This is a genomic window from Baekduia sp. (genome assembly GCF_035685985.1).
Classification (GTDB): Bacteria; Actinomycetota; Thermoleophilia; order Solirubrobacterales; family Solirubrobacteraceae; genus Baekduia.
This window is the reverse complement of sequence record NZ_DASRZV010000002.1, coordinates 56,401-81,441: the sequence shown is the minus strand read 5'-3', so window position 1 is coordinate 81,441 and position 25,041 is coordinate 56,401. Positions and strand designations below refer to the sequence as shown.

At 73.4% G+C, this 25,041-nt stretch carries 24 protein-coding genes and 1 tRNA gene; 6 read left to right on the top strand and 19 right to left on the bottom strand.

Annotated features, from left to right (window positions below; translation table 11 throughout):
• Positions 1 to 571: 571 nt before the first annotated feature.
• The 3 genes from VFG42_RS00675 to glmU all read right to left on the bottom strand — a co-directional run bounded on the left by VFG42_RS00675 (position 572) and on the right by glmU (position 3,326).
• Positions 572 to 868 (bottom strand): hypothetical protein, encoded by a 297-nt coding sequence (locus VFG42_RS00675; protein ID WP_324904154.1) that lies wholly within the window; start codon positions 866 to 868, stop codon positions 572 to 574.
• 28 nt (positions 869 to 896) lie between these two features.
• Positions 897 to 1,874, bottom strand: a complete 978-nt coding sequence (locus VFG42_RS00670; RefSeq protein WP_349260365.1) for a ribose-phosphate pyrophosphokinase — start codon at positions 1,872 to 1,874, stop codon at positions 897 to 899.
• Positions 1,875 to 2,006: 132 nt separating this feature from the next.
• Positions 2,007 to 3,326, bottom strand: coding sequence for a bifunctional UDP-N-acetylglucosamine diphosphorylase/glucosamine-1-phosphate N-acetyltransferase GlmU (gene glmU / locus VFG42_RS00665; RefSeq protein WP_324904152.1), 1,320 nt, complete (start codon positions 3,324 to 3,326; stop codon positions 2,007 to 2,009).
• 71 nt (positions 3,327 to 3,397) lie between these two features.
• Between glmU and VFG42_RS00660 the strand changes: the two genes are divergently transcribed.
• Positions 3,398 to 3,469, top strand: a tRNA-Gln gene (locus VFG42_RS00660).
• A 12-nt stretch (positions 3,470 to 3,481) separates the two neighbouring features.
• On the opposite strand, the gene VFG42_RS00655 is transcribed toward VFG42_RS00660, so the two are convergent.
• The 13 genes from VFG42_RS00655 to VFG42_RS00595 all read right to left on the bottom strand — a co-directional run bounded on the left by VFG42_RS00655 (position 3,482) and on the right by VFG42_RS00595 (position 16,188).
• Positions 3,482 to 3,991: a hypothetical protein gene (locus tag VFG42_RS00655; RefSeq protein WP_324904150.1), complete on the bottom strand. Its 510-nt coding sequence runs from the start codon at positions 3,989 to 3,991 to the stop codon at positions 3,482 to 3,484.
• A gap of 22 nt (positions 3,992 to 4,013) precedes the next feature.
• A complete protein-coding gene (locus tag VFG42_RS00650) occupies positions 4,014 to 4,805 on the bottom strand; it encodes an MTAP family purine nucleoside phosphorylase (RefSeq protein WP_324904148.1) in 792 nt (263 codons plus the stop codon).
• A 24-nt stretch (positions 4,806 to 4,829) separates the two neighbouring features.
• Positions 4,830 to 5,942: a hypothetical protein gene (locus VFG42_RS00645; RefSeq protein WP_324904146.1), complete on the bottom strand. Its 1,113-nt coding sequence runs from the start codon at positions 5,940 to 5,942 to the stop codon at positions 4,830 to 4,832.
• A 267-nt stretch (positions 5,943 to 6,209) separates the two neighbouring features.
• Positions 6,210 to 7,478 (bottom strand): PucR family transcriptional regulator, encoded by a 1,269-nt coding sequence (locus tag VFG42_RS00640; RefSeq protein ID WP_324904144.1) that lies wholly within the window; start codon positions 7,476 to 7,478, stop codon positions 6,210 to 6,212.
• Between the two features lie 66 nt (positions 7,479 to 7,544).
• The gene (locus VFG42_RS00635; RefSeq protein WP_324904142.1) at positions 7,545 to 7,769 is read right to left on the bottom strand and encodes a hypothetical protein; all 225 of its coding nucleotides are present in this window, start codon (positions 7,767 to 7,769) and stop codon (positions 7,545 to 7,547) included.
• Positions 7,766 to 9,304, bottom strand: a complete 1,539-nt coding sequence (locus VFG42_RS00630) for a bifunctional DedA family/phosphatase PAP2 family protein (RefSeq protein ID WP_324904140.1) — start codon at positions 9,302 to 9,304, stop codon at positions 7,766 to 7,768. The genes VFG42_RS00635 and VFG42_RS00630 overlap by 4 nt, the downstream gene beginning before the upstream one ends.
• 85 nt (positions 9,305 to 9,389) lie before the next feature.
• Positions 9,390 to 10,283 carry a hypothetical protein gene (locus VFG42_RS00625; RefSeq protein ID WP_324904138.1) on the bottom strand — a complete coding sequence of 298 codons (894 nt, stop codon included), beginning with the start codon at positions 10,281 to 10,283 and terminating at the stop codon, positions 9,390 to 9,392.
• Positions 10,280 to 11,110 (bottom strand): 16S rRNA (adenine(1518)-N(6)/adenine(1519)-N(6))-dimethyltransferase RsmA, encoded by an 831-nt coding sequence (rsmA, locus tag VFG42_RS00620; RefSeq protein ID WP_324904136.1) that lies wholly within the window; start codon positions 11,108 to 11,110, stop codon positions 10,280 to 10,282. Before rsmA ends, VFG42_RS00625 begins: the two co-directional genes overlap by 4 nt.
• Complete coding sequence (locus tag VFG42_RS00615; RefSeq protein WP_324904134.1) at positions 11,107 to 11,871, bottom strand: TatD family hydrolase; 765 nt, start codon at positions 11,869 to 11,871, stop codon at positions 11,107 to 11,109. The genes rsmA and VFG42_RS00615 overlap by 4 nt, the downstream gene beginning before the upstream one ends.
• Entirely contained in the window at positions 11,868 to 13,406 is a 1,539-nt protein-coding gene (gene metG, locus VFG42_RS00610; RefSeq protein WP_324904132.1) for a methionine--tRNA ligase, read from the bottom strand. The genes VFG42_RS00615 and metG overlap by 4 nt, the downstream gene beginning before the upstream one ends.
• 13 nt (positions 13,407 to 13,419) lie before the next feature.
• A complete protein-coding gene (locus VFG42_RS00605; RefSeq protein ID WP_324904156.1) occupies positions 13,420 to 14,109 on the bottom strand; it encodes a M23 family metallopeptidase in 690 nt (229 codons plus the stop codon).
• A 307-nt stretch (positions 14,110 to 14,416) separates the two neighbouring features.
• Positions 14,417 to 15,226 carry a 16S rRNA (cytidine(1402)-2'-O)-methyltransferase gene (rsmI, locus tag VFG42_RS00600; RefSeq protein WP_324904130.1) on the bottom strand — a complete coding sequence of 270 codons (810 nt, stop codon included), beginning with the start codon at positions 15,224 to 15,226 and terminating at the stop codon, positions 14,417 to 14,419.
• Positions 15,223 to 16,188 carry an ROK family protein gene (locus tag VFG42_RS00595; RefSeq protein WP_324904127.1) on the bottom strand — a complete coding sequence of 322 codons (966 nt, stop codon included), beginning with the start codon at positions 16,186 to 16,188 and terminating at the stop codon, positions 15,223 to 15,225. Before VFG42_RS00595 ends, rsmI begins: the two co-directional genes overlap by 4 nt.
• Before the next feature lie 23 nt (positions 16,189 to 16,211).
• Between VFG42_RS00595 and VFG42_RS00590 the strand changes: the two genes are divergently transcribed.
• A complete protein-coding gene (locus VFG42_RS00590) occupies positions 16,212 to 17,393 on the top strand; it encodes an LCP family protein (RefSeq protein ID WP_324904125.1) in 1,182 nt (393 codons plus the stop codon).
• 112 nt (positions 17,394 to 17,505) lie between these two features.
• Complete coding sequence (locus tag VFG42_RS00585; protein ID WP_324904123.1) at positions 17,506 to 18,474, top strand: IS481 family transposase; 969 nt, start codon at positions 17,506 to 17,508, stop codon at positions 18,472 to 18,474.
• Here the strand turns inward: VFG42_RS00585 and VFG42_RS00580 are convergent.
• Positions 18,471 to 20,006, bottom strand: a complete 1,536-nt coding sequence (locus VFG42_RS00580; RefSeq protein WP_324904121.1) for a virginiamycin B lyase family protein — start codon at positions 20,004 to 20,006, stop codon at positions 18,471 to 18,473. The two genes, VFG42_RS00585 and VFG42_RS00580, sit on opposite strands and share 4 nt — an antisense overlap.
• 102 nt (positions 20,007 to 20,108) lie before the next feature.
• On the bottom strand, positions 20,109 to 20,456 hold the full coding sequence (locus VFG42_RS00575) for an FmdB family zinc ribbon protein (protein WP_324904119.1): 348 nt from the start codon (positions 20,454 to 20,456) through the stop codon (positions 20,109 to 20,111).
• A gap of 120 nt (positions 20,457 to 20,576) precedes the next feature.
• Here VFG42_RS00575 and VFG42_RS00570 point away from each other — a divergent pair, with 120 nt between their 5' ends.
• Positions 20,577 to 21,953, top strand: coding sequence for a glycine--tRNA ligase (locus tag VFG42_RS00570; protein WP_349260364.1), 1,377 nt, complete (start codon positions 20,577 to 20,579; stop codon positions 21,951 to 21,953).
• Positions 21,954 to 21,966: 13 nt separating this feature from the next.
• Positions 21,967 to 22,266 carry a hypothetical protein gene (locus VFG42_RS00565; protein ID WP_324904115.1) on the top strand — a complete coding sequence of 100 codons (300 nt, stop codon included), beginning with the start codon at positions 21,967 to 21,969 and terminating at the stop codon, positions 22,264 to 22,266.
• 4 nt (positions 22,267 to 22,270) lie between these two features.
• Here VFG42_RS00565 and VFG42_RS00560 read toward each other — a convergent pair whose 3' ends face one another.
• Positions 22,271 to 22,606, bottom strand: coding sequence for a hypothetical protein (locus VFG42_RS00560; RefSeq protein ID WP_324904113.1), 336 nt, complete (start codon positions 22,604 to 22,606; stop codon positions 22,271 to 22,273).
• A 255-nt stretch (positions 22,607 to 22,861) separates the two neighbouring features.
• On the opposite strand from VFG42_RS00560, the gene VFG42_RS00555 reads away from it, so the two are divergent.
• Complete coding sequence (locus VFG42_RS00555) at positions 22,862 to 25,018, top strand: putative bifunctional diguanylate cyclase/phosphodiesterase (protein ID WP_324904110.1); 2,157 nt, start codon at positions 22,862 to 22,864, stop codon at positions 25,016 to 25,018.
• The last annotated feature ends 23 nt before the right edge of the window (positions 25,019 to 25,041 follow it).

The window sequence follows — 25,041 nt, the reverse complement described above, 5'->3', positions numbered from 1 at the left end:
TCCCTGCGAACCGTCGACCGGCGACGCCCCTCGGGGTCGCCGCAGGCGTCCGGCGGCCATCGAGCCCCGTCGTGGGCCGACCGACGGCGCCTTCGTGTTGCCGAGGAACACGAAGGCGCCGTTGGTCGCCCGGGGGCGCCGACCTCGGCGGATCGATGGCACTTCGGGGGCGCCGGGCGCCCCCGAGCTGCCATCGGTCTCCGGGGGAGCGCCGGTCTCGCCCTCGGTCCCACCGAGGGCGTCTTCGTGTCGCCGAGGAACACGAAGACGCCGTTGGTCGCCCAAGGGCGCCGACCTCGGCGGATCAGTGGCACTTTGGGGGCGCCGGGCGCCCCCGGGCTGCCATCGATGCGGGGTGGAGGGTGCGCCACCCTCGCCCGGATTCAGGTCTGGATGCGAGTCCCTGCACCAGGCCCCGCAGCGGCGCAGGCACCCGCCCCACACCACCACGGCAGACGAACAAACGCCGGCACCACCAACCCCTGCCCGCCGCTCTCAATGCGATACCCACCAGCGCCCCGCAGCGCCAACACGAACCCGCGCCGGACGCCACAAAACGCCGCAGCGCCCCCTAACGCCCCGCCGACGCCCTCACCACGAACCCTCGCTCCCGCAGGTCCTCCAGGGCATCCTCGAACGCCCCGTAGTCCTGGCCCATCAGCAGGTCGATCGGCCGCCCGTGGCGGCCGCTCGCGCGCACCCAGCGCCGGAGGACGCCCTCGCCTGCCCGGTCGGCCGCCTCCTGCGTCAGCGTCAGCAGGATCGGGAGCTGGGGCTTGTGGTCCAGGTCCCCGCCGATGAGCTCCAGCGGGTGCGCGCCGAGCGCCGTCAGCAGCTCGTCGTCGGAGAGCCCGAGGCGGTCCTGCAACAGCGCTGCGGCGGTGCTGGTCAGCGGCTCAGAACAGCTGGTTCTCGCCGCCGAAGACCTCGGACACCGAGTCGTCGGTGAAGATCCGGCGGATCGAGTCGGTCAGCAGGTCGGCGCAGCTCAACACCTGGATGTTGTCCGGCGCGCCGGGGCGTAGCGGGATCGTGTCGGTGACGACGATCTTCTCGAAGCCGGCCTCGACGAGGTTCTCATAGGCGTTGCCGCTGAAGACCGGGTGCGTCGCGGCGGCGAAGACGCGCTCGGCGCCCTCGTCGCGGACCGTGTGCGCGGCGGCCTTCAGCGTGCCGGCCGTGTCGATCATGTCGTCGACGATCACCGCGGTCTTGCCCTTGACGTCGCCGATCACGTAGCCGATCACGGCGACCTGCTGGGCCGGACGCTCCTTGTCGAGGATCGCCAGCTCGGCCCCGATCTTCGACGCGAACTTCTTGTTCAACTTGACGCGGCCCGCGTCCGGCGCGACGACGACGAGGTCGTTGAGCTGCATGTCGTCGAAGTGCTGGGTCAACATCATCAACGCGGTCATGTGGTCGACCGGGATGTTGAAGAAGCCCTGGACCTGGCCGGCGTGGAGGTCCATCGTCAGCACGCGGTCGGCGCCCGCGGCCTCGAGCATCCGCGCCACCAGGCGCGCGCTGATCGGCTCGCGTGGCGCGGACTTCTTGTCCTGGCGCGAGTAGCCGTACCACGGCGTGACCGCGATGACGCGGTGAGCGGAGGCGCCGATCGCCGCGTCGATCATCACCAGCAGCTCCATCAGCGCGTCGTTGGTGCTGATGCCCGTCTCCGGGTTGCCGCAGATCGGCTGGATGAGGAAGACGTCCGCGCCGCGGATCGACTCCTCGTAGCGGCAGTAGACCTCGCCGTTCTTGAAGGTCTTGAGCGTGATCGGGCCGAGGTCGACGCCGAGCTTGCTGCCGATCTTCGCCGCCAGCTCGGGGTTCGCGCGCCCCGAGAACAGCATCAGACGCTTGTCGTAGTCGATCGGAAGGCTCGTGGCCACCGGCATCGTCCGCGTGGGGCTGCTCACGTCGGCCTGGATGGTAGTGCCGCCGCCCGACGACGCCCTGAGCGGCAGTTGGATGCTCGTGCCCACTGAGACTGTGACCCTCTCGGATTAATCGCGGTCCGCGTAGCCGTCGACGTTGCGCTGCCGGGCGCGGGCGACCGCCAGCGCGCCGGGCGGGACGTCGTTGGTCACGACCGACCCGGCGGCGGTGAACGCGCCGTCGCCGAGGATAACCGGCGCGACCAGGGTGGTGTCGACGGACGTCTTGGCGTTCGCGCCGATCGTCGTCCGGCTCTTGGCCTTGGTCTTGCCGTTGTAGTTGGCGGTGATCGTGGCGGCACCGAGGTTCGTGCCCGGCCCGACGTCCGCGTCCCCGATGTAGCTCAGATGCGGGACCTTCGTGCCCTCGCCGATGTCGGAGTTCTTGATCTCCACGAACGTCCCGGCCTTCGCCTTGGCCCGCAGGATCGTGCCCGGGCGCAGGTAGGCGAACGGGCCGACCGACACCCCGTCCTCCAGGATCGCCTGGTCGACGTAGGAGTGGCGGACCACGCAATTTGCGCCGATCTCCGTCGCGCCGTTGATCGTCGTGCCGGGCTCGATCGTCGTGTCCTGGCCGATCGTCACCTCGGCGCCGATGTGCGTCGAGGCCGGGTCGACGATCGTCACGCCGTTGCGCATGTGGCGCTCGAGGATCCGGCGCTGGGCCAGCGCGGTGACGTCGGCGAGCTGGACACGGTCGTTGACGCCGAGCACGAGCGCGGGGTCGTCGACGATGTGCGCGGCGACGATGCGGCGGTCGTCGCGCAGCAGCGCGAGGACGTCGGGCAGGTACTTCTCGTTCTGCGCGTTGTCGGTGCCGACGCGCGGCAGGGCGTCGGCCAGCGCGCCGTGGTCGAAGCAGTAGATCCCCGTGTTGATCTCGCGGATCTCCAGCTCGTCGGCGGTCGCGTCGCCGTCGGCCTTGGTCTCGACGACCTTCTCGACGTGGCCGACGGCGTCGCGGACGACCCGGCCGTAGCCGGACGGGTCGGCGGGAATCGTCGTCGCCATCGTGGCGGCGGCGCCGGAGTCGACGTGCGCGGCGACCAGCTCCTGGATCGCCTCCGCGGAGACCAGCGGGACGTCGCCGGAGAGGACGACGACCGGCGCGCCCGGCTCCGTCTCGGGCAGCGCGGCGAGGACCGCGCCGCCGGTGCCGTCGGGGACCGGCTGCGTCGCGGTCCGGGTGCCCTCCGGCAGCGCGGCCGACAGGTCGACGTCCGGCGAGCTGACGACCACGACACGGCTCGCGCCCGCGGCCTGCGCGGCGACGACCGGCCACGCGACCATCGGCCGTCCGCAGATCTCGTGCAGGACCTTGGGCGTGGCGGAGCGCATCCGCGTTCCCTGTCCGGCGGCCATCACGACGGCGGTGAAGGAGGTCACAGGCCGGAAGGCTAGTGTCGACGGTGCCTGGAGCGTCCCTGGGTGCGTCATGATGGAACCGCAGCGCCCGTTGGGGGGTGGTGTAGCTGGCAACACACCAGGTTTTGGTCCTGGGATCCGGGGTTCGAGTCCCTGCCCCCCAGCCTCGGTCGGCGCTAGGCGGGCCCGCCCGGCAGCAGCGCTCGCAGCGCCGGCGGCGTCAGCGGGTCCACGACCAGCGCACGGACGTCGCCGGGCGTCGACAGCCGCCGCTCGGCACGGATCATCCCCAGCTCGCCCCCGCGGGCCGCGGCCAGGCTGAGCACGTCGTTGAACGACGCGCCGACCGCGCTCAGCAGCTCGGGGTCGGCGGCGCTCAACACCATCAGGAACGGCGTGCCGTCGCCGGTCGCCGCGCTGCTGAGCAGGACGCCGGCGGCGAGGTCGTCGCGCGCGGCGTCGAGATGGTGGTCGCCCAGCGCGGGGACGTCGGGCGCGACGAGGATCAGCGGGCCGCCGTAGCCGTCCAGGGCGCCCGCCAGCGCGTCCGCGCTCGTCAGCTCCAGCGGCGGCGCCCCGCCGCCCGCCTTCCGCGCCCAGGCGAGCGCGTGCTCGCGCAGCCAGCGGTCCAGCTCGGCGTCGTCGCCCAGCTCCGGCGCGCGCGGCGCCGCGAGCGCGTCGAGCACGACGACCCGCGGCGCGACCGGCTCAGTCGAAGCGGAAATGCGACCCCACCGGCGTCAGGTCGGCGGCCGCCAGCTTGGGCAGCGCGGCGGTCAGCACCTGGGCGAACGATCCCGCGGACTCGTCGACGAGCCGGACGAGCGTCTCGACCGGCGTCGGCTCGTCCATGACGCCGTTGGCGTAGTCGGTCGCGTAGCCGATCAGCCCGAACGGGATCTCGGCCTCGCCGCACAGCACGGTCTCCGGACCCGCGGTCTGGGACACGGCGGTCACCCCGACGGCGGCCAGCGACCGGATCTCGGCCTTCGTGTTGAAGCGCGGGCCGTCGACGTGGCCATAGCAGCCGCCGTCGCGCGCGGTCAGGCCGGCCTCGGCCGCGCCCTCCAGCAGCGCGCCGCGGATCCCGGCGCTGAACGGGCTCTCGAAGACCCAGTGCGCGCGGCCGGACCGCCCGGGCTCGGTGTGCAGCGTGCAGATCGAGCCGTCGGGCAGGCGGTTGACGAGGAAGTGCAGGTCGTCGAAGACGATCAGCGAGCCGAGCGGGACCGTCGGGTCGACCGCCCCGCAGACCGTGACGGCGACGATCGCGTCGGCGCCGAGGTCGCGCAGCGCGGCGATGTTCGCCTGGTGGGTGACCTGGTGCGACAGCCGCGGATGGCCCGGCAGGTGGCGCGAGACGTGCAGGACGTCGAGGCCCGCGAAGCGCCCCTCGGTGACCGTCGTCGAGCCCCACTCCGTGGCGACCTCGCGCGGGGTCGCGCCGTCGAAGTCCGGCAGCGCGTAGGTGCCCGAGCCCGTGATGATCCCGATCCGCATAGGACCGGGATCCTACGAAGCCGCCTACTGCGCCGACGACGGGACCGCGGCGTTGGCGTCCGCCGCGGGGGCGGCGGCGGGCGCGGCGGCGGGCGCCTGGTCCTGCTGGGCGGGTGCGGGTCCGGCGGGCGCCGGGTCGGCCGGCGGGGCCGGGTCGGCGGGCGCCGGATCGTTCGCCGGCGGGGCCGGGTCGGCCGGCGCCGGATCGCTGGCCGGCGGGGCCGGGTCGGCGGGAGCCGGATCGCTGGCCGGCGGCGCGGGATCGGCCGGCGCCGGATCGCTCGCCGGCGGCGGGTCGGTCGCCGGCGGGTTGTCGTCGGTCGGCGTCGGCGTGGTGTCGCCCGGGTCGCTCGGCGTCGTGCCGCCGTCGCCCGAGGCGGGCGGCGGGTCGCTCGGCGGGTCGGCGGGCGGCGTCACGACGACCGGCGGGTCGACCGTCGTGAACGCGCTCGGGGCGTTGCGGGCGACGGTCGACGTGCCGCCGCTGCCGCTGCCGGTGGCGTCGGGCGTCACCGGCGTGCCGTGGTTGCTCTCCCAGGCGTCCGGGATGCCGTCGCCGTCGGTGTCGATCCCGCCGGCCGTGCGCGTGCTGCCGGCCGTCGTCGAGCCGCCGCCCGTGGTGCCCGTCGAGGACGAGGCCGGGTCGCGCGTGCCGTCGACCGTGCTGCTCGGCGCGGAGCCCAGCGAGTAGCCGGAGCCGTCGCGGCCGGCGACGATCGAGGACGAGGAGGAAGACGAGGAGGACCTGGAGGTGGACGACGTGCCACCGGCGCCGAGCGTCCCGAGGCCGCCGGCCGTCGTGGTGCTCGGCACGAGGCTCCCGGCCGGGATCGTCACGCCGACGGCCGTGATCCCCGTCGGGCCGCCCAGGCCCGGGAGCAGCGCCGCGGTGCCGCCGACGCGCGTGGCGCCCGCCAGCAGCGCCTCACGTGAGCCCGGCGCGGCCGCGATCTGCTCGGGCGCGGCGATCGGGGCGGTCGGCAGCGACGTGGCGCGCGACGCGTCCCCGGCCACCAGCGGCCAGTGGTCGAAGTGGAAGACCGAACCCTTCAGGACCGTGGCGCCGGTGCCAATCAGGGACAGGGCCGCGGTGACCCCCGCGGCGGCGAAGAGATGATCGTGGGTGCGGTGCTTCATGTGGGGAGGGAGTTCATCCGAGGGTGCCGGACGGCTCCCTCGCTCCTAGGTTTCGGCGCGGGAGGCCTGGGACTCAAGTGGGGTCTGCACCCCATGTCCGCTCGGAATTCCGGGGACTTCATCGGTTTCGGCGTCTCCGTGCACCGATTCCGGTCCTAGTTGGCGCGTAAACGCTCATGGTGCCTGGTGCCAAACCTCCACAAGCCTGTGCGTGGGCCCGCGAGGGGGCTCGGCGTGCGGCGCCGCGCGGCGCCGCGCCGAGTGGCTTCAGCCGCGTCGCGGGACCCGGCCGCCGCCGGCGCCCTGCTCGGTGGCGGGGCCGCCACGCGCCGCGATGCCCAGGACGCGCATCGCCTTCAGCCCGAGGCTGAGCTTCTCGCGGCCGTCGGTGGACCCGACATCCAGGCCCGACAGCTCGCGCACGCGCTCCAGCCGGTAGCGGATCGTGTGGCGGTGGGTGAACAGGCGCGACGCGGTGCCCGCGACGTTGCCGTCGGCGTCGAGGAACGCCTCGACGGTGACGACGAGGTCGGTCTCGTACTGCTCGTCGTAGGCGACCAGCGGCTCGATCGTCTCGGCGTAGAAGCGCTGCAGCTCGGCCGGGTCCTCGCTCATCGCGGAGAGCAGCAGGCGGTAGGCGCCGGTGTCGTCGAAGGCCATGACGCGCGCGTTGGGCGCGTCGTCGTCCCGCGGCGTGACGTCGCCCTCGGCGACGTTGGCGGCCAGCAGCGCCTCGTTGCCGGCCCGCGGCAGGTCGGCGGGATCGGTCGCCAGGCGGCTGCGGCCGAGCGCGAAGCGATGGCCGGGCAGCGAGGCGGTCAGCTCCTTGAGCATGCCGTCGGCCGCGCGCTCGGCGGCCTCGGGGTCGGCGCCGGGGACGAGCACGACGACCTCGGAGCCGACGGCCTCGGGCCGCCCGGAGGACGTCGTCAGCGCGGCCGGGACCGCGGCGCGGGCGCCGCGCTCGGCGACGCTGACGACGCGCTCGCGCCAGCCCTCCTCGGAGGCCACGTGCAGCTGGGCGCGGACGACGACGATCGCGGCGCCGTCGCGGAGGTCGACGCCCAGCTCGTCGGCGCGCGCGACGATCTCGGCGCCGTCGGCCAGGCGCCGGTTGAGCAGGTCGTGCAGGAAGTCGGTGACGGCGCGCTCCGAGGCGCGAGCGGGCGCGCGCACGCGCTGGACCTCGGAGGCCACGAGCGTCAGGACCAGCCGCAGGACCATCGGCGACGGGCCGTCGCCGTCGGCGCGGAAGCGGATCCGCAGCCGGCCGACCTCCTCGTCGGCGACCCGCAGCTCGTGGACCTCGACGTCCTCGGCGTCGGCGAGCAGCGTCCGCTCGTCGGTGGTCGATCGGGCCGCCACGGCCAGCACCGCGCCGGACCGGTCGGTCAGCGCGAGGCTCGCGTCGTCGAGCGCGCGGGACGCGGCACGAACCACCTCGGGAAGCCCGGCGCCGGACGCGACGGCGTCGGTGACGGCATCCAGGGCCTCGAGGTCGGTTCCGGCCGGCGTCCTCGGAGCCGGGCTGGACATGCCCTGGAGTTTACGGCCCCGAACGTCCGCGCCGCCGAACCACGCGGGCGAGGATCGACGGCGGAGCTAGAAGCCGATCCGGTCCCAGAACCAGACGATCGCCGCGCCGCCCGCGACCCCGACGCCGACGAAGGCGGCCAGGACGTAGAGCGACAGCACGGCCGCGGCCATGCGCTGCCAGACGCGCGAATAGGCCGTCCAGGCGGGGACGAGGATGAACGCGACGTAGGCCGCCAGCGCGAAGACCGTGCAGCAGGCGCCGACGAGATAGGTGATCTCGGTGTTGCTCACGTGCGCGAGCCATTGTGCCGCAGGAAGGCGACGACCAGCCCCGCCATGCCGCAGAGCGAGAACGTCGTCGCCGCCAGGCCCCACCCGCCGACGACGTCGGAGAGGAAGTGCGCGCGCAGGTAGATCCGCGTCAGGCCGACGACGACGGCGACCACGACCGCGACGACGATCGCCGCCGTCGTCCGCGCCAGGCCGGGCAGCGTCCGGGTCAGCACGACCGCCATCGCGATCCAGGCGAACGCGTAGGCCGCGTGGCCGCTCGGGAAGCTCATGCCGTCGGTCGACACCAGCGCGCCCTCGGGACGGGGACGGTCGACGACGTCCTTGGCGACGTGCACGGCGACGTAGGTGAGCAGCATGCCGCCGGCGAGCGTGACCGCCTCGTTGATCCGCCGGCGCGTGAGCAGCACGGCGAGCGTCGCGACGAGCCCGATCAGCACGACGGTCAGCGACCCGAGGTGGGTGAGGACCTTCGCGACATGGTCGAGCGTGTCGGAGCGGATCTTGTCGGCCCACCGGAACGCGGTCTTGTCCCCGGTCAGCAGGTCCTTGTGGTCGAGCTCGATCGCGTTGCCCAGGAACGCGAACGACCCGACCGCCGCGAAGGCCAGCAGCGTCGTCAGCTCCAGCCCGAGCTGGCCGGGCGTGATCCGGTTCCAGAAGAACCGCAGCGGCCCCTTCGCCCACCGCGCGACCGGCCGGACGACCGCCGCCACCGGCCGCAGCGCCGGACGGTCGAGCTGCGCGTCGATCCAGGCGACGGTCCGCTCGCGGTTCTCCTCGACGCGGTAGTGGCGGTAGCCCCACACCAGCGCGACGAGGACGACGATCGTCGTGCCGAGCGCGAGCGTCCCCTGCTCGGCGTAGTGCAGGACCTGGTCGAAGGACTGCCAGAAGACGTAGCCGAGGACCAGCAGCATCGTCGCCCACGCGCCCGCGCCGACGACGTCGTAGGGCAGGAAGCGCCGCATCGGCATCCGGCTGGATCCCGCCAGGAACGGGTTGACCGCGCGCACCAGCCCGACGAAGCGCCCGAGGAAGATCGCCTTGCCGCCGTGGCGGTCGAAGAACGCCTCGACCTGGTGGACGCGCTCCTCGGTGATCTGCACCTTCGGCCCGTGCTTGATCAGGAACGCGCGGCCGAGCTTGCGACCCGCGTAGTAGGACGCCAGGTCGCCGAGCACCGCGCACGCCCACGTGATCGCGATGAGCAGGACGAGGCTGATCGTCCCCTGCCCGGCGACGACGCCGCCGAAGATCAGGAACGTCTCGCCGGGCGCGATCAGGCCGACGAACGCGCCGGTCTCGAAGAACGCCATGACGCCGACGACGAGGTAGGTCCAGTTGCCGAGCTTGTTGCCCGCGTCCTCGACGATCTTCTTGAAGTCGGGCAGCTGGATGAGCCCGGACCCGTAGATCAGCAGGCCGACGACGACGATCGCGCCGCCGATCTTCAGCGTGGGCTCGAGCTTGCGACGGCGCAGGACGAGGAAGGCGGCGAGCAGCACCGCCGCGGCGATCGGGCCCGGCTTCAAGAGGCCGGCACCTCGCGGCGGGCGGGCGGGTGCGCGCGGTGGGCGGAGGACGCCTCGCGGCGGGCGGGCGGGAGCGCGCGGCGGCTCATGACGCCAGCACCTCGCCGCCGTGCGGGCCGACCGGCTTGGCGACCTTGCAGCCGGGGAAGTGCGCGTCGCGCGCCGCCTTGGCGGCGGAGCGGTCGTGGAAGAGGCCGAGCACGGTCGGTCCCGAGCCGCTGACCATCGCCACGTCGGCGCCGGCGTCGCGGACGCGCTCCAGCGTCCCCTCCAGCTCGGGCAGCAGGCTGAGCGCCGCGGGCTGCAGCTCGTTGACGCACAGCGCGTCGGGCAGGTCGGGCAGGCCGGCGCGAACGGCGTCCAGCGCTTCTCGGAGGCCTTGGGCGTCGCGAGGCAGGCCGAGCCGGTCGGCCTCCTGGAAGACCTCGGGCGTCGAGAGCTGCCGGTCGGAGGGCACGACGAGCACGCCGTAGCGCGTCACGCCCGGGATCCGCTCGACGACCTCCCCCGCCCCGGTCGCCAGGACGCGCCCGGGCAGCACCTGGGCGGGGACGTCGGCGCCCAGGCCGACCGCGATGTCGTGCAGCAGCTCGGGATCCTCGATCCCGGACGCGCGCGCCAGGAGGCGCAGGGCGGCGGCGGCGTCGGCGCTGCCGCCCGCCATCCCGGCCGCGACCGGCAGGCGCTTGTCGATCGAGATCCGCACCGGGCCGCCGCCCCAGCGCGTGGCCTGGCGGAAGCGCTCGAGCGCGGTGGACACCAGGTTGGGACCCTCGACGCCGGGGCAGTCGACGACGTCGAACGCGGCGGGGTCCGGGCTCGCCCCATCGCCGTCGCCGTCCAGCTCCTCCAGGCGCAGCCGGTCGGCGAGCGTCACCGACTGCATGACCGACACCAGCTCGTGGCGACCGTCCTCGCGCGTCGGGCCGAGGAACAGGCAGACGTTGATCTTGCCGGGCGCGCGCGTCTCCAGCCTCATCGCGCGATCAACTCCCCCAACTTGCGGAACTCGTTCGGCGTCAGGCGCTCGGCGCGCGCGTCCTCGGGCAGGCCCAGCTCGGCGAGCGCGGCGCGGGCGCGGTCGCGCAGCGACTTGTCGCCGGTGTGCAGCTGGAGCGATCTGGGCAGCGCCTTGCGCCGGTGGGCGAACGCGCCCTGGACGAGCGCGCGCAGCGCGGGCGGCGGCGCCGGGCCGGTGCGCGTCAACAACACCAACACGGAGTCCACGTTGGGCACCGGGTGGAAGACCGTGCGCGAGACCGAGCGATGGACACGGACGTCGCAGGCCAGCTGGGCGAGCACGGACGGCACGCCGTAGACGGCCGTCCCGGCGGACGCCGCGAAGCGCTCGCCGACCTCCTTCTGCACCATCGCCACCCAGCGCGTCACGGCCGGCAGCGCGAAGATCGTGTCGAGGATCGCGGTCGCCGCGATCCCGTACGGGAGGTTGGCCACCACCTTGGTCGGCACCGGGTCCAGCGCCGGGTAGTCGAGCTGCAGCGCGTCGCCGAGGTGCAGCGTCGCGGCGTCGCCGAAGGGCTCCAGCGCCTCGCGCAGCGCGGGCTCCAGCGAGCGGTCGACCTCGACGACGTGCGTATGCCGCGCCCGCTGCGCGAGGTGCTCGGAGAGCACGCCCAGGCCGCCGCCGATCTCCAGCACGACGTCGTCGGGCCCCAGCTCGGCCGCCCGCTCGATGACGCCCAAGATGTTGGAGTCGATCAGGAAGTTCTGGCCGAGGTCGCGCTTGGGGCGCACCGCGAAGGCGCGCATCCGGCGCAGGCTCGGCTGGCTGGGTTCGTCGGTCACCACTGAAAGAGCCCGGCCGCGTTGCGTTCCACGACCGCCTCCAGGTCGGCGTAGCTCTGCCCACGCCGGTCGGCGACGAACCGCGCGGTCTCGGTCACGAACGCCGGCTGGTTGCGGTGCTTGCGATGCGGCTGGGGCGTCAGGTAGGGCGCGTCGGTCTCGACGAGGATGCGGTCGTCGGGCACGCGCTCGGTCGCCGCGGCCAGGTCGCCGTTCTTGGGGTAGGTGACGTTGCCGGCGAAGGAGATGAACCAGCCCTCGCCCAGGCACTCGTCCAGGCGGTCGGGCATCGAGAAGCAGTGCAGGATCACCTTCAGCCCGGCGGCGCGGTCGCGCAGCGTGGCGATCGTGTCGTCGTCGGCCGCGCGCGTGTGGATGACCAGCGGCTTGTCCAGCTCGCGCGCCAGGTCGATCTGCGCGTGGAACGCGCGCTCCTGGTCGGCGCGCGGCGCGTAGTCGCGGAAGTCGTCGAGGCCGGTCTCGCCGATCGCGCGGCACGCCGGGTCCTGAGCCAGGCGGGCGATCGCCGCCAGCTCCGCGTCGCCGAACCCCGTCGCGTGGTTGGGGTGGTGGCCGATCGCCGCGTAGACGGTCCCCGGGAACGCGCGCGTCGCCGCCAGCGCCGCCTCGCCGGTGGCCGCGTCCTGGCCGACCGTGAGGATCCGCGTGACGCCCGCGTCGCGCGCCGCCCCGACCAGCTCGGCGGGAGACGGTCCCCCGCCCGCCCCGCAGGAGTCCAGGTGGGTGTGTGAGTCGATCACGCGGCCGGGGCCGGCGCCTGCTTGGGGAACAGCGGGTCGATGTCGGTCACGGCCGTCGGCGGCGCGGCGCCGAAGCGGGCGGTGTCGATGGCCAGCGCGGGAGCGCGGTCGTCAGCGATCTCCCCCGCCCCCAGCGCGGCGAGCAGCCGGTCGGCCCGGTCCGGGATCCACGCGTGCAGCAGGACCGTCACGACGCGGATGCCCTCGGCCAACGTCGCCAGCGTGCGCTCCAGGTCCGCGGTGCGCGCCTCGTCCTTGGCGAGCTTCCACGGCTCCTGCTCGCCGACGTAGGCGTTGAGGCGCCGCACGCGCACCCAGACCTCCTCCAGCGCCTGCGTCAGCTCGCCCGCGCCGATCAGCTCGGACACGCGCTCGACCAGGCCGTCGAACTCCGCGGCGATCGCCGGGTCCAGGTCGACCTGCGGCACGTCGCCGTCGCGGTAGCGCAGCAGCATCTTGATCGTGCGGCTCGCGAGGTTGCCGTAGTCATTGGCCAACTCGGACTCGTAGCGCTTCTCGAAGTCCTCGGTGGAGACCGAGCCGTCCTGGCCGAAGGAGACGTCGCGCAGCAGGTAGAAGCGCAGCGCGTCCGAGCCGAACTTGTCGATGACCTCGAACGGGTCCAGGACGTTGCCCAGCGACTTGGACATCTTGTGGCCCTCCATCAGGAGGTAGCCGTGCACGAAGACGTTCTCGGGCAGCGGCAGGTCGGCGGCCATCAGGAGCGCCGGCCAGAACACCGTGTGGAACTTCAGGATGTCCTTGGCGATCAGGTGGCGCTGCGCCGGCCAGAACGTGTCGCGCAGGTCCTCGCCGGGCCGTGCGTAGGTGAGCGCGGTGTAGTAGTTGAGCAGCGCGTCGAACCACACGTAGAAGACGTGGCCCTCGTCCCACGGCACCGGGACGCCCCAGGTCAACTTGCCGCGCGTGAGCGAGACGTCGTTGAGCCCGGACTTGATGAAGGACAACGCCTCGTTGTAGCGCGACTGCGGGGTCACGAAGCCCGGCTGCTCGGCGTAGAGCGCCTCCAGGCGCTCCTGGAAGGCCGAGAGCTTGAAGAAGTAGTTCTCCTCCTGCTCCCAGGTCAGCTCGATGAGGTGGATCGGGCAGCGGTTGCCGTCCACGATCTCGGACTCCGACTTGAAGTCCGCGCAGCGCGGGCAGTACCAGCCCTCGTACAGGCCCAGCTCGACGTAGCCGTTGTCCTTCACCTTGGTCAGGACGTCCTGGACGGCCTTGACGTGCTCGGGATCCGAGGTCCGGATGAAGAAGTCGTTGGTGGCGTTGAGGACGGGCGCCAGCGCCTTGAAGCGCTCGGCGTTCTTGTCGGCCAGCTCGCGCGGCGTGACGCCCGCGGCCTCGGCGGCCAGCGCGACCGGCTCGCCGTGCTCGTCGGTCCCGGTGAGGAAGAACACGTCCTCCCCACGCTGGCGGTGATGACGCGCCATCACGTCGGCGGCGATGGTCGTGTACGCGTGCCCGAGGTGGGGCGCGGCGTTGACGTAGTAGATGGGCGTCGTGACGTAGAAGGACATCGGGGGCCTAACGCTATCGCTGGACGGCCGCCCACTCAGGGGCCGGGCGCCGCCGGACGCGGCGCTGCCCGACGACACCGCCGCCCGCGGCCAGCGCGAGCAGCCCGGCGCCGGCGAGGATCGGCAGCGGCGGGCGGGCCGGCGCGGGCGTCGCGCCGGCCCGCGGCACGACGACCGGACGCGCCGCGGGCGCTGGGCGTCGCGTCCTCCGCGCGCGCCGCGAGGGCGACGCCGGCGGCGCCACGCCGGGCGGCGCCTCGTCCTCGCCGAACAGGCGCGCGGGGTCCACGTAGCCGAACCGATCGCCCGGGCGGCGGGCGCCGACGCGCAGCACCCCGACCGCTGCCAGGTGGCCCAGCGTCGCCCCGGGCAGCACGCGGGCGCCGCGGCCGACCGTCGACGACGCGAGGCCCAGCTCGGTCGCCACCAGCCCGTCGGCGCAGCGCAGCGTCACCCCGCGCCCCCAACGCGGGACGCGACCGGCGTAGGCGACCACGCCACCGCAGACCGCACCCACCCGCGCGCCCGGAGAACCCGAGACGTCGATGCCCCGGCGCCGGCCGCCCGCGAACGGCGCGGACCGCTCGTAGGTGAACGGTCGCGCGATCGCCCCTCCCGGGAGCGGCCGGCGCCAGCGCCCCGAGGCGACCGCCTGCTCGGAGGCGAGAAGGGCGAGCAGGACGGTCGCGATCAGGGGCACCATGCGGGACACGCGAGCGACCGTAGGCGCGAAACGGCGGCGGGAGGCGGGGAGACGCGGGGTCGTGACGGAAGCGGTGCGGGTTCTCCGCAGGGCGTTGCGAAGTCGTGACGGCTCGGGGGCACCGGGCGTGGTGGGCGAGAGCGACGAGGCTGTGGTGGTCCGACCCGGCGTCGACCCCGCGTCGTGGCCGAGCGATCGGAGATGCGGGTCACTTCCGACGCGCATATGACGTTCGCAGTGACCCGGATCGCGCCCCGGACCCTGCGGCCCGCCCCGAACCCTGCGGGCGGCCCCGGAGGTCCCGCCCTCAGCGCTCGTGGAGCGCCTGGTACAGCGCGTTGGCGCCGGCGCCGGTCAGCTCGGCTACCACCGCCGCCGCCGGGCGCGCTTTGGCGCCCGCGTCCACCAGCCGGCGGAGCGCGTCCAGCGCCGGGCCGAGGTCGACGTCGTCGGCGGGCGCCCCGCCGATCACGACGACGATCTCCCCGCGTGGCTCCTCGGCGGCGTACCGGGCGGCCAGCTCCGATGCGGTGCCCCGCGCGATCTCCTCGTGGACCTTGGTCAGCTCGCGGCAGACCGCCACCGGACGCTGCCCGTCGACCGCCGCCAGGACCTCCAGCGACGCCGCCAGGCGCCGCGGCGACTCGAACGCCACCAGCGTCTCGGCCGCGCCCCGGAACAGGGTCTCCAGCTCTCCCCGCTTGCGCGGCAGGAACCCGGCGAAGCGCCACGTCGTGGCGGGCAGCCCGGACGCGACCAGAGCGGTCAGCGCGGCAGACGGCCCCGGCAGGACCTCGACGCCGATCCCCGCCGCCACGCAGGCCTGCACCAGCAGGAAGCCCGGGTCGTTGACCAGCGGCATGCCGGCGTCGCTGACCAGCGCGACGGTCTCCCCCTCCCGCATCCGCGCCACCAGCTCGCTCGCCCGCGCCGCCTCGTTGTGCTCGTGGTAGCTGACGGTCTTGGCCGAGACGCCGTACTTGTCCAGCAGCACCCGCGTCCGGCGCGTGTCCTCGCAGGCCACCACGTCCGCCGACCGCAGCGCGCTCAGCACCCGCAGCGTCACGTCCTCCAGGTTGCCGATCGGTGTGGGGCACACGACCAGCATCCCGCTCATGCCGGCCCCATCCCCACCGCGTCCATCGCCAGCAGCGCCGCGCCGACCATCCCCGACGCGTCCCCGAACCGGGTCGGCACGATGCGCACCTGATCGCGCGAGGGCGCCAGCGCCCGCTCGGCCACCACGCGCCGCGCCGGCGCCAGCAGCAGCTCGCCCGCCGCGATCACCCCGCCGCCGACCACGATCACCTCGGGGTTGATGACGTTGACGACGTTCGCCAGGCCGATCCCCAGGTAGTGGCCCATGGATGCGACGACGTCACGCGCGACCGGATCGCCGTCGTGGGCCAGCTCGGTGGCCAGCGCGCCGGTGATCTCGCGACCGGCCCGGCGGGCACGGCCGAAGCCCGAGTCCGGAAGCTCGTCGGCCGCCTTGCGCGCGGCGCGCCCCAGGGCCGAGCCGCTGACCAACTGCTCCAGGCACCCGCGGTTGCCGCACGTGCACAGCGGCCCGTCGGACTCGATGACCATGTGGCCCCACTCGCCGGCGCCGCCGCAGGCGCCGCGCACGACCTGGCCGTCGACGACGATCCCGCCGCCGATCCCGGTCCCGAGCGTCAGCAGCGCCGCGGTGGTCGTCCCCTTGGCCGCGCCGACCCAGTGCTCGGCGGTCATCGCCGCGTTGGCGTCGTTGTCGACGACCACCGGGACGCCCAGGCGCTCCGCCATCACGTCGCGGAACGGGACGTCGCGCAGCGGCAGGTGGACGGTGGTCGCGGCGACGCCGGTGCGGACATCGACCAGCGACGGGATCCCGAAGCCCACGGCCAGCAGCTCGCGGCCCGCGGCGACGCGGACTTCCTGCACGGCGGCCACCAACTGCTCCAGGAGCTCCTCGGACCCCCTACCCTCGCGTGCCAGCCGGAAGACGCGGTGGCGCACCTCTAAGTCGGGCTCGACGACGCCCGCGAGCAACTTGGTGCCCCCGAGATCCACTCCGATCACGCACCCGGCGGACATGCGCGTCACCCTATCTGCCTGAATTGCCGACCCACTCCGACCCACCCGAGTACACGAAGTACCGCGCGGCCCCGTCGTTCCTCCGACGCGGTCCGAAAGACGGTGAGTCGCTGCTGGACGACCTCACCGCGGCGCCCGGGCGCCGCGGTGGCGACGGCCCCGGCGGTCCCGAGGGCCCGGACGGGCCCGGCGGCCCCGGCGGCCCCGGCGGCCCGGGACGCCGCCTGCCGCGCATCCCGTTCCCGGGGCGCCGGCGCCGAGGCCTCCGCGGGCCGATCAGCGTCGGCCGGGTCGTCAAGTGGCTGGTCCTGGCCGCGATCGGCTGGCTGGGCCTGAGCCTCGTCCTGTTCCTGATCAGCGCCCAGCTGCGCCAGGGCGAGCTCAGCGGCAAGGTCGCGCTGGGCGGCGCCGGCTTCCCGCTGACCAGTCCCAACACCGTGCTCGTGCTCGGATCCGACACGCGCCCGAAGGGCTCCAAGGAGCCCGGCGCCGAGACGTCCGGCACCGGCCGCAGCGACTCGATCCTGCTGATGCGCGTCGGCGGCGGCAAGAACGCGCGCCTGTCGATCCCGCGCGACACGATCGTCGACATCCCCGGCCACGGCGCCAACAAGATCAACGCCGCCTACGCGTTCGGCGGCGCCGCGCTGGCGACCCAGACGATCGAGAACTACCTCGGCCTCAAGGTCAACCACCTGATCGAGGTCAACTTCGAGAACTTCCCGGACCTCATCGACGCGATGGGCGGCATCACCTACGACGGCGGCTGCGTCGTGTCGAAGATCAACGGCGGCTACAAGAACGGCGGCTACACGCTCCGCCTGAAGAAGGGCAAGAGCCACATCGACGGCAAGCAGGCGCTCGCGCTGGCCCGGACGCGCAAGAACCTCTGCAACCCGGCCGAGAACGACCTGACGCGCGCCCGCCGCCAGCAGAAGATCCTCAGCGCGATGAAGTCCCGGCTCGTCTCGCCGGGCGCGTTCTTCCGCCTGCCCTGGATCGCCTGGAACACGCCCAAGGCCCTGCGCTCCGACATGTCCGGGCCGACGCTCCTGGGCCTCTTCGGCGCGCTCTCGACCTCCGGCTCGCCGACCCCGCGCGTCCTCAAGCCCGACGGTCCCGAGACGGCGCCCGACGGCGGCGCCGGCCTGCACGTCTCGGACGCCGAGAAGCAGCGCGCGGTCCAGCGCTTCCTGAAGGGCTAGTTGACGTGCCTCGGGACGTTTCGAACGGCTGACGGGGGTTGATGCATCCGGGTTGAGGCCGAGGCTGTGGGTCCTCTCACAGATCCATGGCCGTTGGAGGTCTCAAGCCCGGATGCCCGACAAGCGTAGGTGGCTGCCCAGTTGGCAGCGTGTTGAGTTGGTCGAGAAATGCCTTGTTGAAGGACACTCTCGACGGCAGGCCGCCGAGTGGCGCAGAGTCTCGGTTTCGACGGTTCAGTTCTGGATCGATCGCTATCGCCAGGCCTCGGAGTCTGAGCGGGCTTCGGGCGCTTGGGCGCAGGATCGGTCCTCGACGCCGCATCGACAGCCGACACGAACCAGCGTCGAGGTCTGCGACCTGGTCTGTGAGGCCCGGTTACGCACGGGTTGGGGGCCGCGGTTGATCGCCTCAGAACTCGGGCTGGCTCACGCGACGGTCTCGCGCTGTCTGAGCCGGCGCGGAATCTCTCGGATGCCCAAGGCGCCGCGAGAGGCCGTCCAGCGCTTTGAGTGGCCCTGTCCCGGGGCGTTGATCCAAAACGACGTCAAGCGCTTTGCGCGGTTCTCCTCGCCCGGACACGCGGTCACCGGCGACCGCTTCAGGACCGCTGCTCAGAAGCGCGAGAAGGTCGGCTATGAGTTCGCCCACAGCGCGATCGACGATCACAGCCGCCTGGCCTACACCGAGCTGCACTCAGATGAGAAGGCCGCCACCGTCCTGGGCTTCACCCAGCGCGCGATCGCGTTCTTTGCCGGCCACGGCATCGTCATCGAGCGCTGGCAGACCGACAACGCCTGGACCTACACCAACAACAACGCCCTGGCCGCGTTGTTTGCCGCCCACGGGATCCGCCACCGCACCATTAAGCCCCGCACCCCGCGCCACAACGGCAAGGTGGAGCGCTACCAGCAGACCCTCAAACGCGAATGGGGCCTCGGGCAGCGCTACCGCTCAAGCGACGCACGAGCAGCAGCACTGCCACACTGGCTGCACCACTACAACAACGAGCGAAACCACAGCTCGCTCTCAAACCGGCCGCCCATCACCCGCGTTCGGAACGACCCGAGGCAGAACAGCTAGCCGCGCAGCGCGACCTTCTTGGTCGCGACCGGCTTCTTGGCGCCCTTGGGGATCAGCTCGACGGTGACCTTGGTCGTGCGGCCGTGGCGGACGACCGCCTTGCCCGTCTTGCTGAGCGTGAGGCGCACGGTCGCCTTGTGCCCCGGCTTGACCTTGTAGTGCCCGGTGCTCGAGACGGTGGCGATCGCCTTGCGGTTGTGGCCCTTGAGCTTGACCTTGGCGGCGGTGCGCAGCCGGAGCGTTCCCTGGCAGGTGGACTTGGCCGCCTTCGGGCACGCCACGGAGACCGCGACGCGATGCTTGCTGACGCGCAGCCGGGTCGACGCCACCGACGGATGGGTCGACGGCTTCTTGGGCGTCGGCGCCGGGGCGGGGGCCGGGACCGGAGCCGGCGACGGGACCGGGGGCGGCGACGGGACCGGGAACAGCGCGCCGTCGACCGCGACGCCGCCGATGGCGTTCGCGTCGGGGTCCGCGAACCACAGCGTGCCGTCGTCGGCGAAGGCGAGCGCGGACGGGCGGTAGTTGCCCAGCGCGCCCTCCTGGACGGCGCCGGTCGCGGGGTCCAGGCGGCCGATCGCGCCGCGCGGGTCGCCGGCGTTGGGGGCGATCAGCGCCTCGGCCCACCACAGCGCGCCGTCCGGGCCGACGACCAGCGACTTCGGCGAGGCCTTGGCGTTGGTCGCCGTGAGCGCGACCTGGCCGCCGACGAGGTGGCCGATCACGCCGTCGTCGTCGCTCGTGAACCAGCTGCCCGTCTCGTAGGCGGAGAACCACGGGTTGCCGTCCGGGCCGATGACGATCGCGCTGACCGCGTAGAGCGCGTTGAGGCCGGTCGGGTAGCGGGCGACCGCGCCGTCGGGCCCGACGCGGGTGACGTTCTGGTGGTCGGCGATCCACAGCGCGCCGTCGGGCGCGAGGACGCCCGGATGCGGATCCTCGTAGGCCGCGGCGGTCATGAGCTGGGGCGACCCGTCGTCGCGGACGATCGTCGCGCCGTTGTAGTCGTTGCCCGGCAGGCTCGGGTTGTGATGGGAGAACAGCGTCCACACGCCGCCGCCCGCCGCGGGAACGATCTGGTCGGGCATCGAGAGCGCGTCGTCGTAGGACGAGTCGCCGTCGAGGCCGCGGTTGCCGTAGGGCTTGACGTGCGCCGCGTTGCCGGCGGCGTCGATCCGGTAGAGCTCCTGGCCGCCGTTGTCGAGCACCCACACGTAGCCGTTGGCGGCCTGCGCGAGGCGCACGGTGCCCTCGTCCTCGGTCGCCTCGGAGACCGCCGGGAGCGCGATCCGCGCGAACCCGCCGGTGTGCGGGTCGAAGACCCCGACCTCGTGCTCGACGCCCGGCTCGGTGAACCACAGCCAGCCGTGAGGGCCGGCGATCATCTGCCCCGGCTTGGCGTTGGCGGCCGGGATCGGGTGGACCGACAGGTTCGCCGCCGGCGCGGGGCCGGACAGCGCGAGCAGCACGAGAGCGGCGAGCAGCGCGACGCTCGTGGGGACGGACACCGAACGCGGGGAGATGGGCGTCATGGTTCCTTCGAGAGGGCGGGCAACGGCCGACGGCCTCTACCCCCATTCGCCGAACCCCACACCACTGGACGGCGTCACGGCATGCGCCGGACCGCCGCGCGGCTACTTCTTGGCGGACTTCTTCTTGTCCGCCGGCTTCTTGTCGGCGGACTTCGCGGCGGCGGCGGGCTTGGCGGCGTCGGCCTTCTTGGCGTCGGCCTTCTTCTCGGCCTGCTTGGCCTCGTACTTGTCGGCGCCCGACTCGGCGGACTCGCGCAGCTCGCGGTTGCGGCGCTTGGTGCCGTAGTCGGTGTTGTAGAAGCCCTTGCCCTTGAAGTGGACGGCGACCGGGTGGAAGACGCGCTCGACCGGCTCGCCCGTCTCCGGGTCGTGCGTCAGCGGGTCGTCGGTCATGCGCTGCATGACCTCGAAGGTGGTTCCGTTCGGGCGTCGGTATTCGTAGATGGGCATTGGCACTCCCAGTATACGAGTGCCGGCGAACGATTCGCCGGAGCGTCAGCAGGACGGGAAACGGATGGACCGTCGGGCTCGGGTAACGTGGCGCGCGTGCCCACCCAGGACGTCGTGACGATGGACAAGATCGTGGCGCTGTGCAAGCGCCGCGGCCTGATCTTCCCCGCCTCTGAGATCTACGGCGGCATCGCCAACACGTACGACTACGGGCACTACGGCGTGCTGCTCAAGCGCAACGTCGTGGACGCCTGGTGGGACGCGATGCTGCAGGAGCGCGACGACGTCGTCGCGCTGGACTCGGCGATCATCCAGCACCCCAAGACGTGGGAGTCCTCCGGCCACCTGGCGGGCTTCACCGATCCGCTGGTCGACTGCAAGACCTGCAAGAGGCGCTTCCGCGCCGACCACCTCGCCGAGGCCATCGCCGACCCGGACTCCCAGCCCGAGATCCGCTGCGGCCGCAAGCCCTCCCAGCTCCCGGGGCAGACCGACGACTGCGACCTGACCGAGCCGCGCGAGTTCAACCTGATGTTCCAGACCTCGATCGGCCCCGTGCAGGGCGGCGGCCAGACCGTCTTCCTGCGCCCCGAGACCGCGCAGGGCATCTTCCTGGACTTCAAGACCGTGCTGAGCTTCGCCCGCCGCCGGCCCCCGTTCGGCATCGCGCAGGTCGGCAAGTCGTTCCGCAACGAGATCACCCCCGGCAACTTCATCTTCCGCACGCTGGAGTTCGAGCAGATGGAGATGGAGTTCTTCGTGCCGCCGGAGCAGGCGCCGGAGTGGTACGAGCACTGGAAGCAGGCGCGCTTCGACTGGTACACGAACCTCGGCATCCGGACCGACCACCTGCGCCTGCGCGACCACGACGCCGACGAGCTGTCGCACTACTCCTCGGGCACCGCCGACGTCGAGTACCTCTTCCCGATCGGCTGGTCGGAGCTGGAGGGCATCGCCAACCGCGGGGACTTCGACCTGACCGCGCACGGCAACGGGTCGGGCAAGCCGATCGAGGTCGTCGAGCCCGACGGCCGCCGCTACGTCCCGCACGTCATCGAGCCCGCCGCGGGCGTCGGCCGCTCGATGCTCGCGTTCCTCTGCGACGCCTACGACGAGGAGGACCTCGGCACGCCGGAGAAGCCCGACGTCCGCACGGTCCTGCGCCTTCACCCGCGCCTGGCGCCGGTGAAGGTCGCGATCCTGCCGCTGGTCAAGAAGGACGGCCAGCCGGAGCTGGCGCAGGAGGTCCAGGCCACGTTGAAGCCCTTGATGCAGACCGAGTACGACGAGGGCGGCTCGATCGGCAAGCGCTACCGCCGCCAGGACGAGATCGGCACGCCGTGGTGCGTGACGATCGACCACCAGTCCCTGGAGGACCGCACGGTCACCGTCCGCGACCGCGACTCGCTGGCGCAGGATCGCGTGGCGATCGACGACCTCCCCGGTCTGCTGGCCACGCGGCTGGCGTCCCCGTGGACTTCGCCGAAGATCGGGTAGTAGAACGGGCCTCATGCCCGAGTACGAGATCGGCCTGATCACCCAGCACGGCGGGACGCCCCGCGACGAGCAGGCCCACGACCAGCTGGCCTCCGCGCTGCCCGACGAGGCGAGCGTGTCCGACACCGACGCCGACGGCGCGTTCACCGTCACCGTCGACGCCGACGACCTCGACGACGCGCTGACGATCGTCTGGGACGCCGTCGGCGCCTCCGGCACCGACGACCACCTGCTGTTCCTGGAGCACCCGGACCTGCCCGAGCACTGGCGCTCGAGGTCCGGGACGCCGGGCGACCTGCCGGGCGCGCTCTAGGCGCTCAGGCGACCCGCGCCTCGGGCGCCCACGGGGCGTCCTCGGCGGCGCGCAGCTGACGGGCCAGCGCGCCCGCCCGCGAGGTGCGGCGGGCGATCATCCAGCCGAGCGTCGTCGGCTGGTAGCGCGGCTCGGTGCGCATGGGTCCCAGCCCGACCGGCGCCGAGACCGCGCGGACGAACCCGGCGACGCGCGCGACCGACAGCTGGAACGCGGCGTCGTCGCCCGCCAGGCGGCCGGGCTCATCCAGCTCGCGCAGGGTCATGGGGCGACCTTCGGCGGCCAGCACGCACAGCAGCTCGCGGGCCACGCTCCGGTAGGGATCGGGACGGTCGGTCATCGGGGCTCGTGCAGCCTCCACGGGCGCGGTGCGGTTGTCCACACCCTGCGCGGATCTGCACGGCTTTGCGCACGCCCGGCGCAAGTTCCCCGGCGAGATGTGGAGGTTCGGGCACGTTGTGGGCCCGCTCTGCCGGTGCGTCAGGGCGGTCCGTCGAACCTGCGCGCGATTGGTCAAGCGTGCCGGAGCCCCGTCGATGGGACCGCTGTGGGACGTTCGGCGGGCACAGGGGTCACGACGGGGACGCGGGTCGCGGTGCGGATCGCGATCGGCGCCATCGCCGTGGTCGTCGTGGCGCTGGCCGCCGACGCGGTCGGCCGGCGGTGGGCGCCCGGCCTGGCGGCGGTCCTGGCGACCGCGGTCGTCGCGGCGCGCGCCGTCGCCGTGGAGCGCGAGCGCCGCGTCTGGACGCCGCTGGCCCTCGGCCTGGGGACCGCCGCGGCCGGCGCGCTGGCCACCGGCACGCCGAGCGAGCTGGTCTGGCTGGCCGCCACGTCGGCGATCGGCGTGACGGTCGTCGGGCTGATGCGCCGGTCGTTCGTGCGCGCGCCCGCCTCGACGTGGATGGACGGCGTCGTCGCGACGCTGACCTTCGCGGCCGCGGGCATCGCGCTCGTGCAGAGCGGACGGCCGCTCGGCGACCTGGCGTTCGTCGTCGTCATCCTCGCGATCGCCGCGATGTCGGGCTGGCGCCCCGGCGTCCGCTGGCTGCTGCTCGGCGGCGCGATGCTCGCCTGGTTCGTCGCGGACCTGGCGACGACGACCACCGCGGCGGCGGAGATCCCCTTCGCCGCCGCGTTCTGGCCCGCGGGCCTGGGCCTGCTGGCCGCCGCCGCGTGGGCGCCGCCGCACGACGCCGACCAGACCGTCACGGCCGACGGCGTCCGCGTCCTGCTGCTGCCCGCGGGCTTCAGCGTCGTCGCGCTGGGCCTGCTCGCGCTGGACCACGTCACGGCGCTCAACGACGTCACGGTCGTGCTGGCGCTCGCCGCCGTGCTCGTCGCGCTGGCCCGGACGACGATCACGCTGCGCGAGTACCAGCTGCTGGCCGAGGCGCGCCACGAGTCGCTGACCGACGCGCTCACCGGCCTGCCGAGCCGCCGCCACTTCCACCGCCGCCTGGAGGCCGTGCTGCGCGAGGCCGACGCCGAGGACCTGCCGTTCGCGCTGTTGATCTTCGACCTCGACCGCTTCAAGGAGCTCAACGACACGCTCGGCCATGCCGCGGGCGACGCGCTGCTGCAGCTCGTAGGCCGACGGCTGACCGAGGCGCTGGCCGGCGACGACGCGCTGATCGCCCGTCTCGGCGGCGACGAGTTCGCCGTCCTGCTGCCGCCGGGCGCCGATCGCGCGGCCGCGCTCGCCGCCGGGACCACGGTCGTCGACGCGGTCGCGCGGCCCTTCGCCATCGACGGGCTGGCGCTCGACGTCGGCGTCAGCGTCGGCGTCGCCCTGCACCCCGACCACGCGACCGAGGGCGGCGAGCTGCTGCGCCGCGCCGACGTCGCCATGTACCTGGCCAAGGGCGCGGGCGGTGGCGTCGCGCTCTACGACCCCGCACGCGACCTCCACACCCGCGACCGCCTCGCGCTCGGCCAGCAGCTGCGCGACGCGCTGGACGGCGACCAGCTCGAGGTCTTCTTCCAGCCCAAGGCCGACCCGCAGCTCGGGCGGGTCGTCGGGATGGAGGCGCTCGTGCGCTGGCGCCATCCCGTCAACGGCCTGCTGGTCCCCGCGGACTTCCTGCCGCTGGCCGCGCGCTCGGGCGCGATGGGCCGCCTGACGCGCCGGGTGCTGGACGTCGCGCTGGGCCGGCTGGCGGCGTGGCGCGCCGAGGGGCTCGACCTGACCGTCGCGGTCAACCTCGCGCCGGGCGACCTGCACGACGACGCGCTGCCCGCCGACGTCCTGGCGCTGCTGGACGCCCATGGCCTGCCGCCGACCGCGCTGACGCTGGAGGTCCGCGAGGACGCCCTGACCGCCGGCGCGCGGGACGCGACCGCGACGCTCGACGCGCTCGCGCGCCGCGGCGTGACGATCGCGCTGGACGACTACGGCACCGGCCGCTCGTCGCTGCACCACCTGCGGCGGCTGCCGCTGGCCGAGCTGAAGGTCGACCGCACGCTGATCGCCGCGTTGACCGGCGACGAGGACGCGGCCGCGATCGTCGCCACGACGCTCGCCCTCGCCCGCGCGCTGCGGCTGCGCGTCGTCGCCGAGGGCGTGGAGGACGACGGCACCTGGGAAGCGCTGGCGCGCCTGGGGGCCGACGCCATCCAGGGCCACGTCCTCAGCCGCCCGCTGCCCGCCGCCCAGGCGACCGCGTGGCTGGCCGCCCGCCGCGAGGGCGCGATCGCCCGCGTGCCGCTCCCGGGCGCCCCCACACGGCAAACCACCCGTCCGCATCGTTGACCGCTCGGACGCTGGCCGGCAGG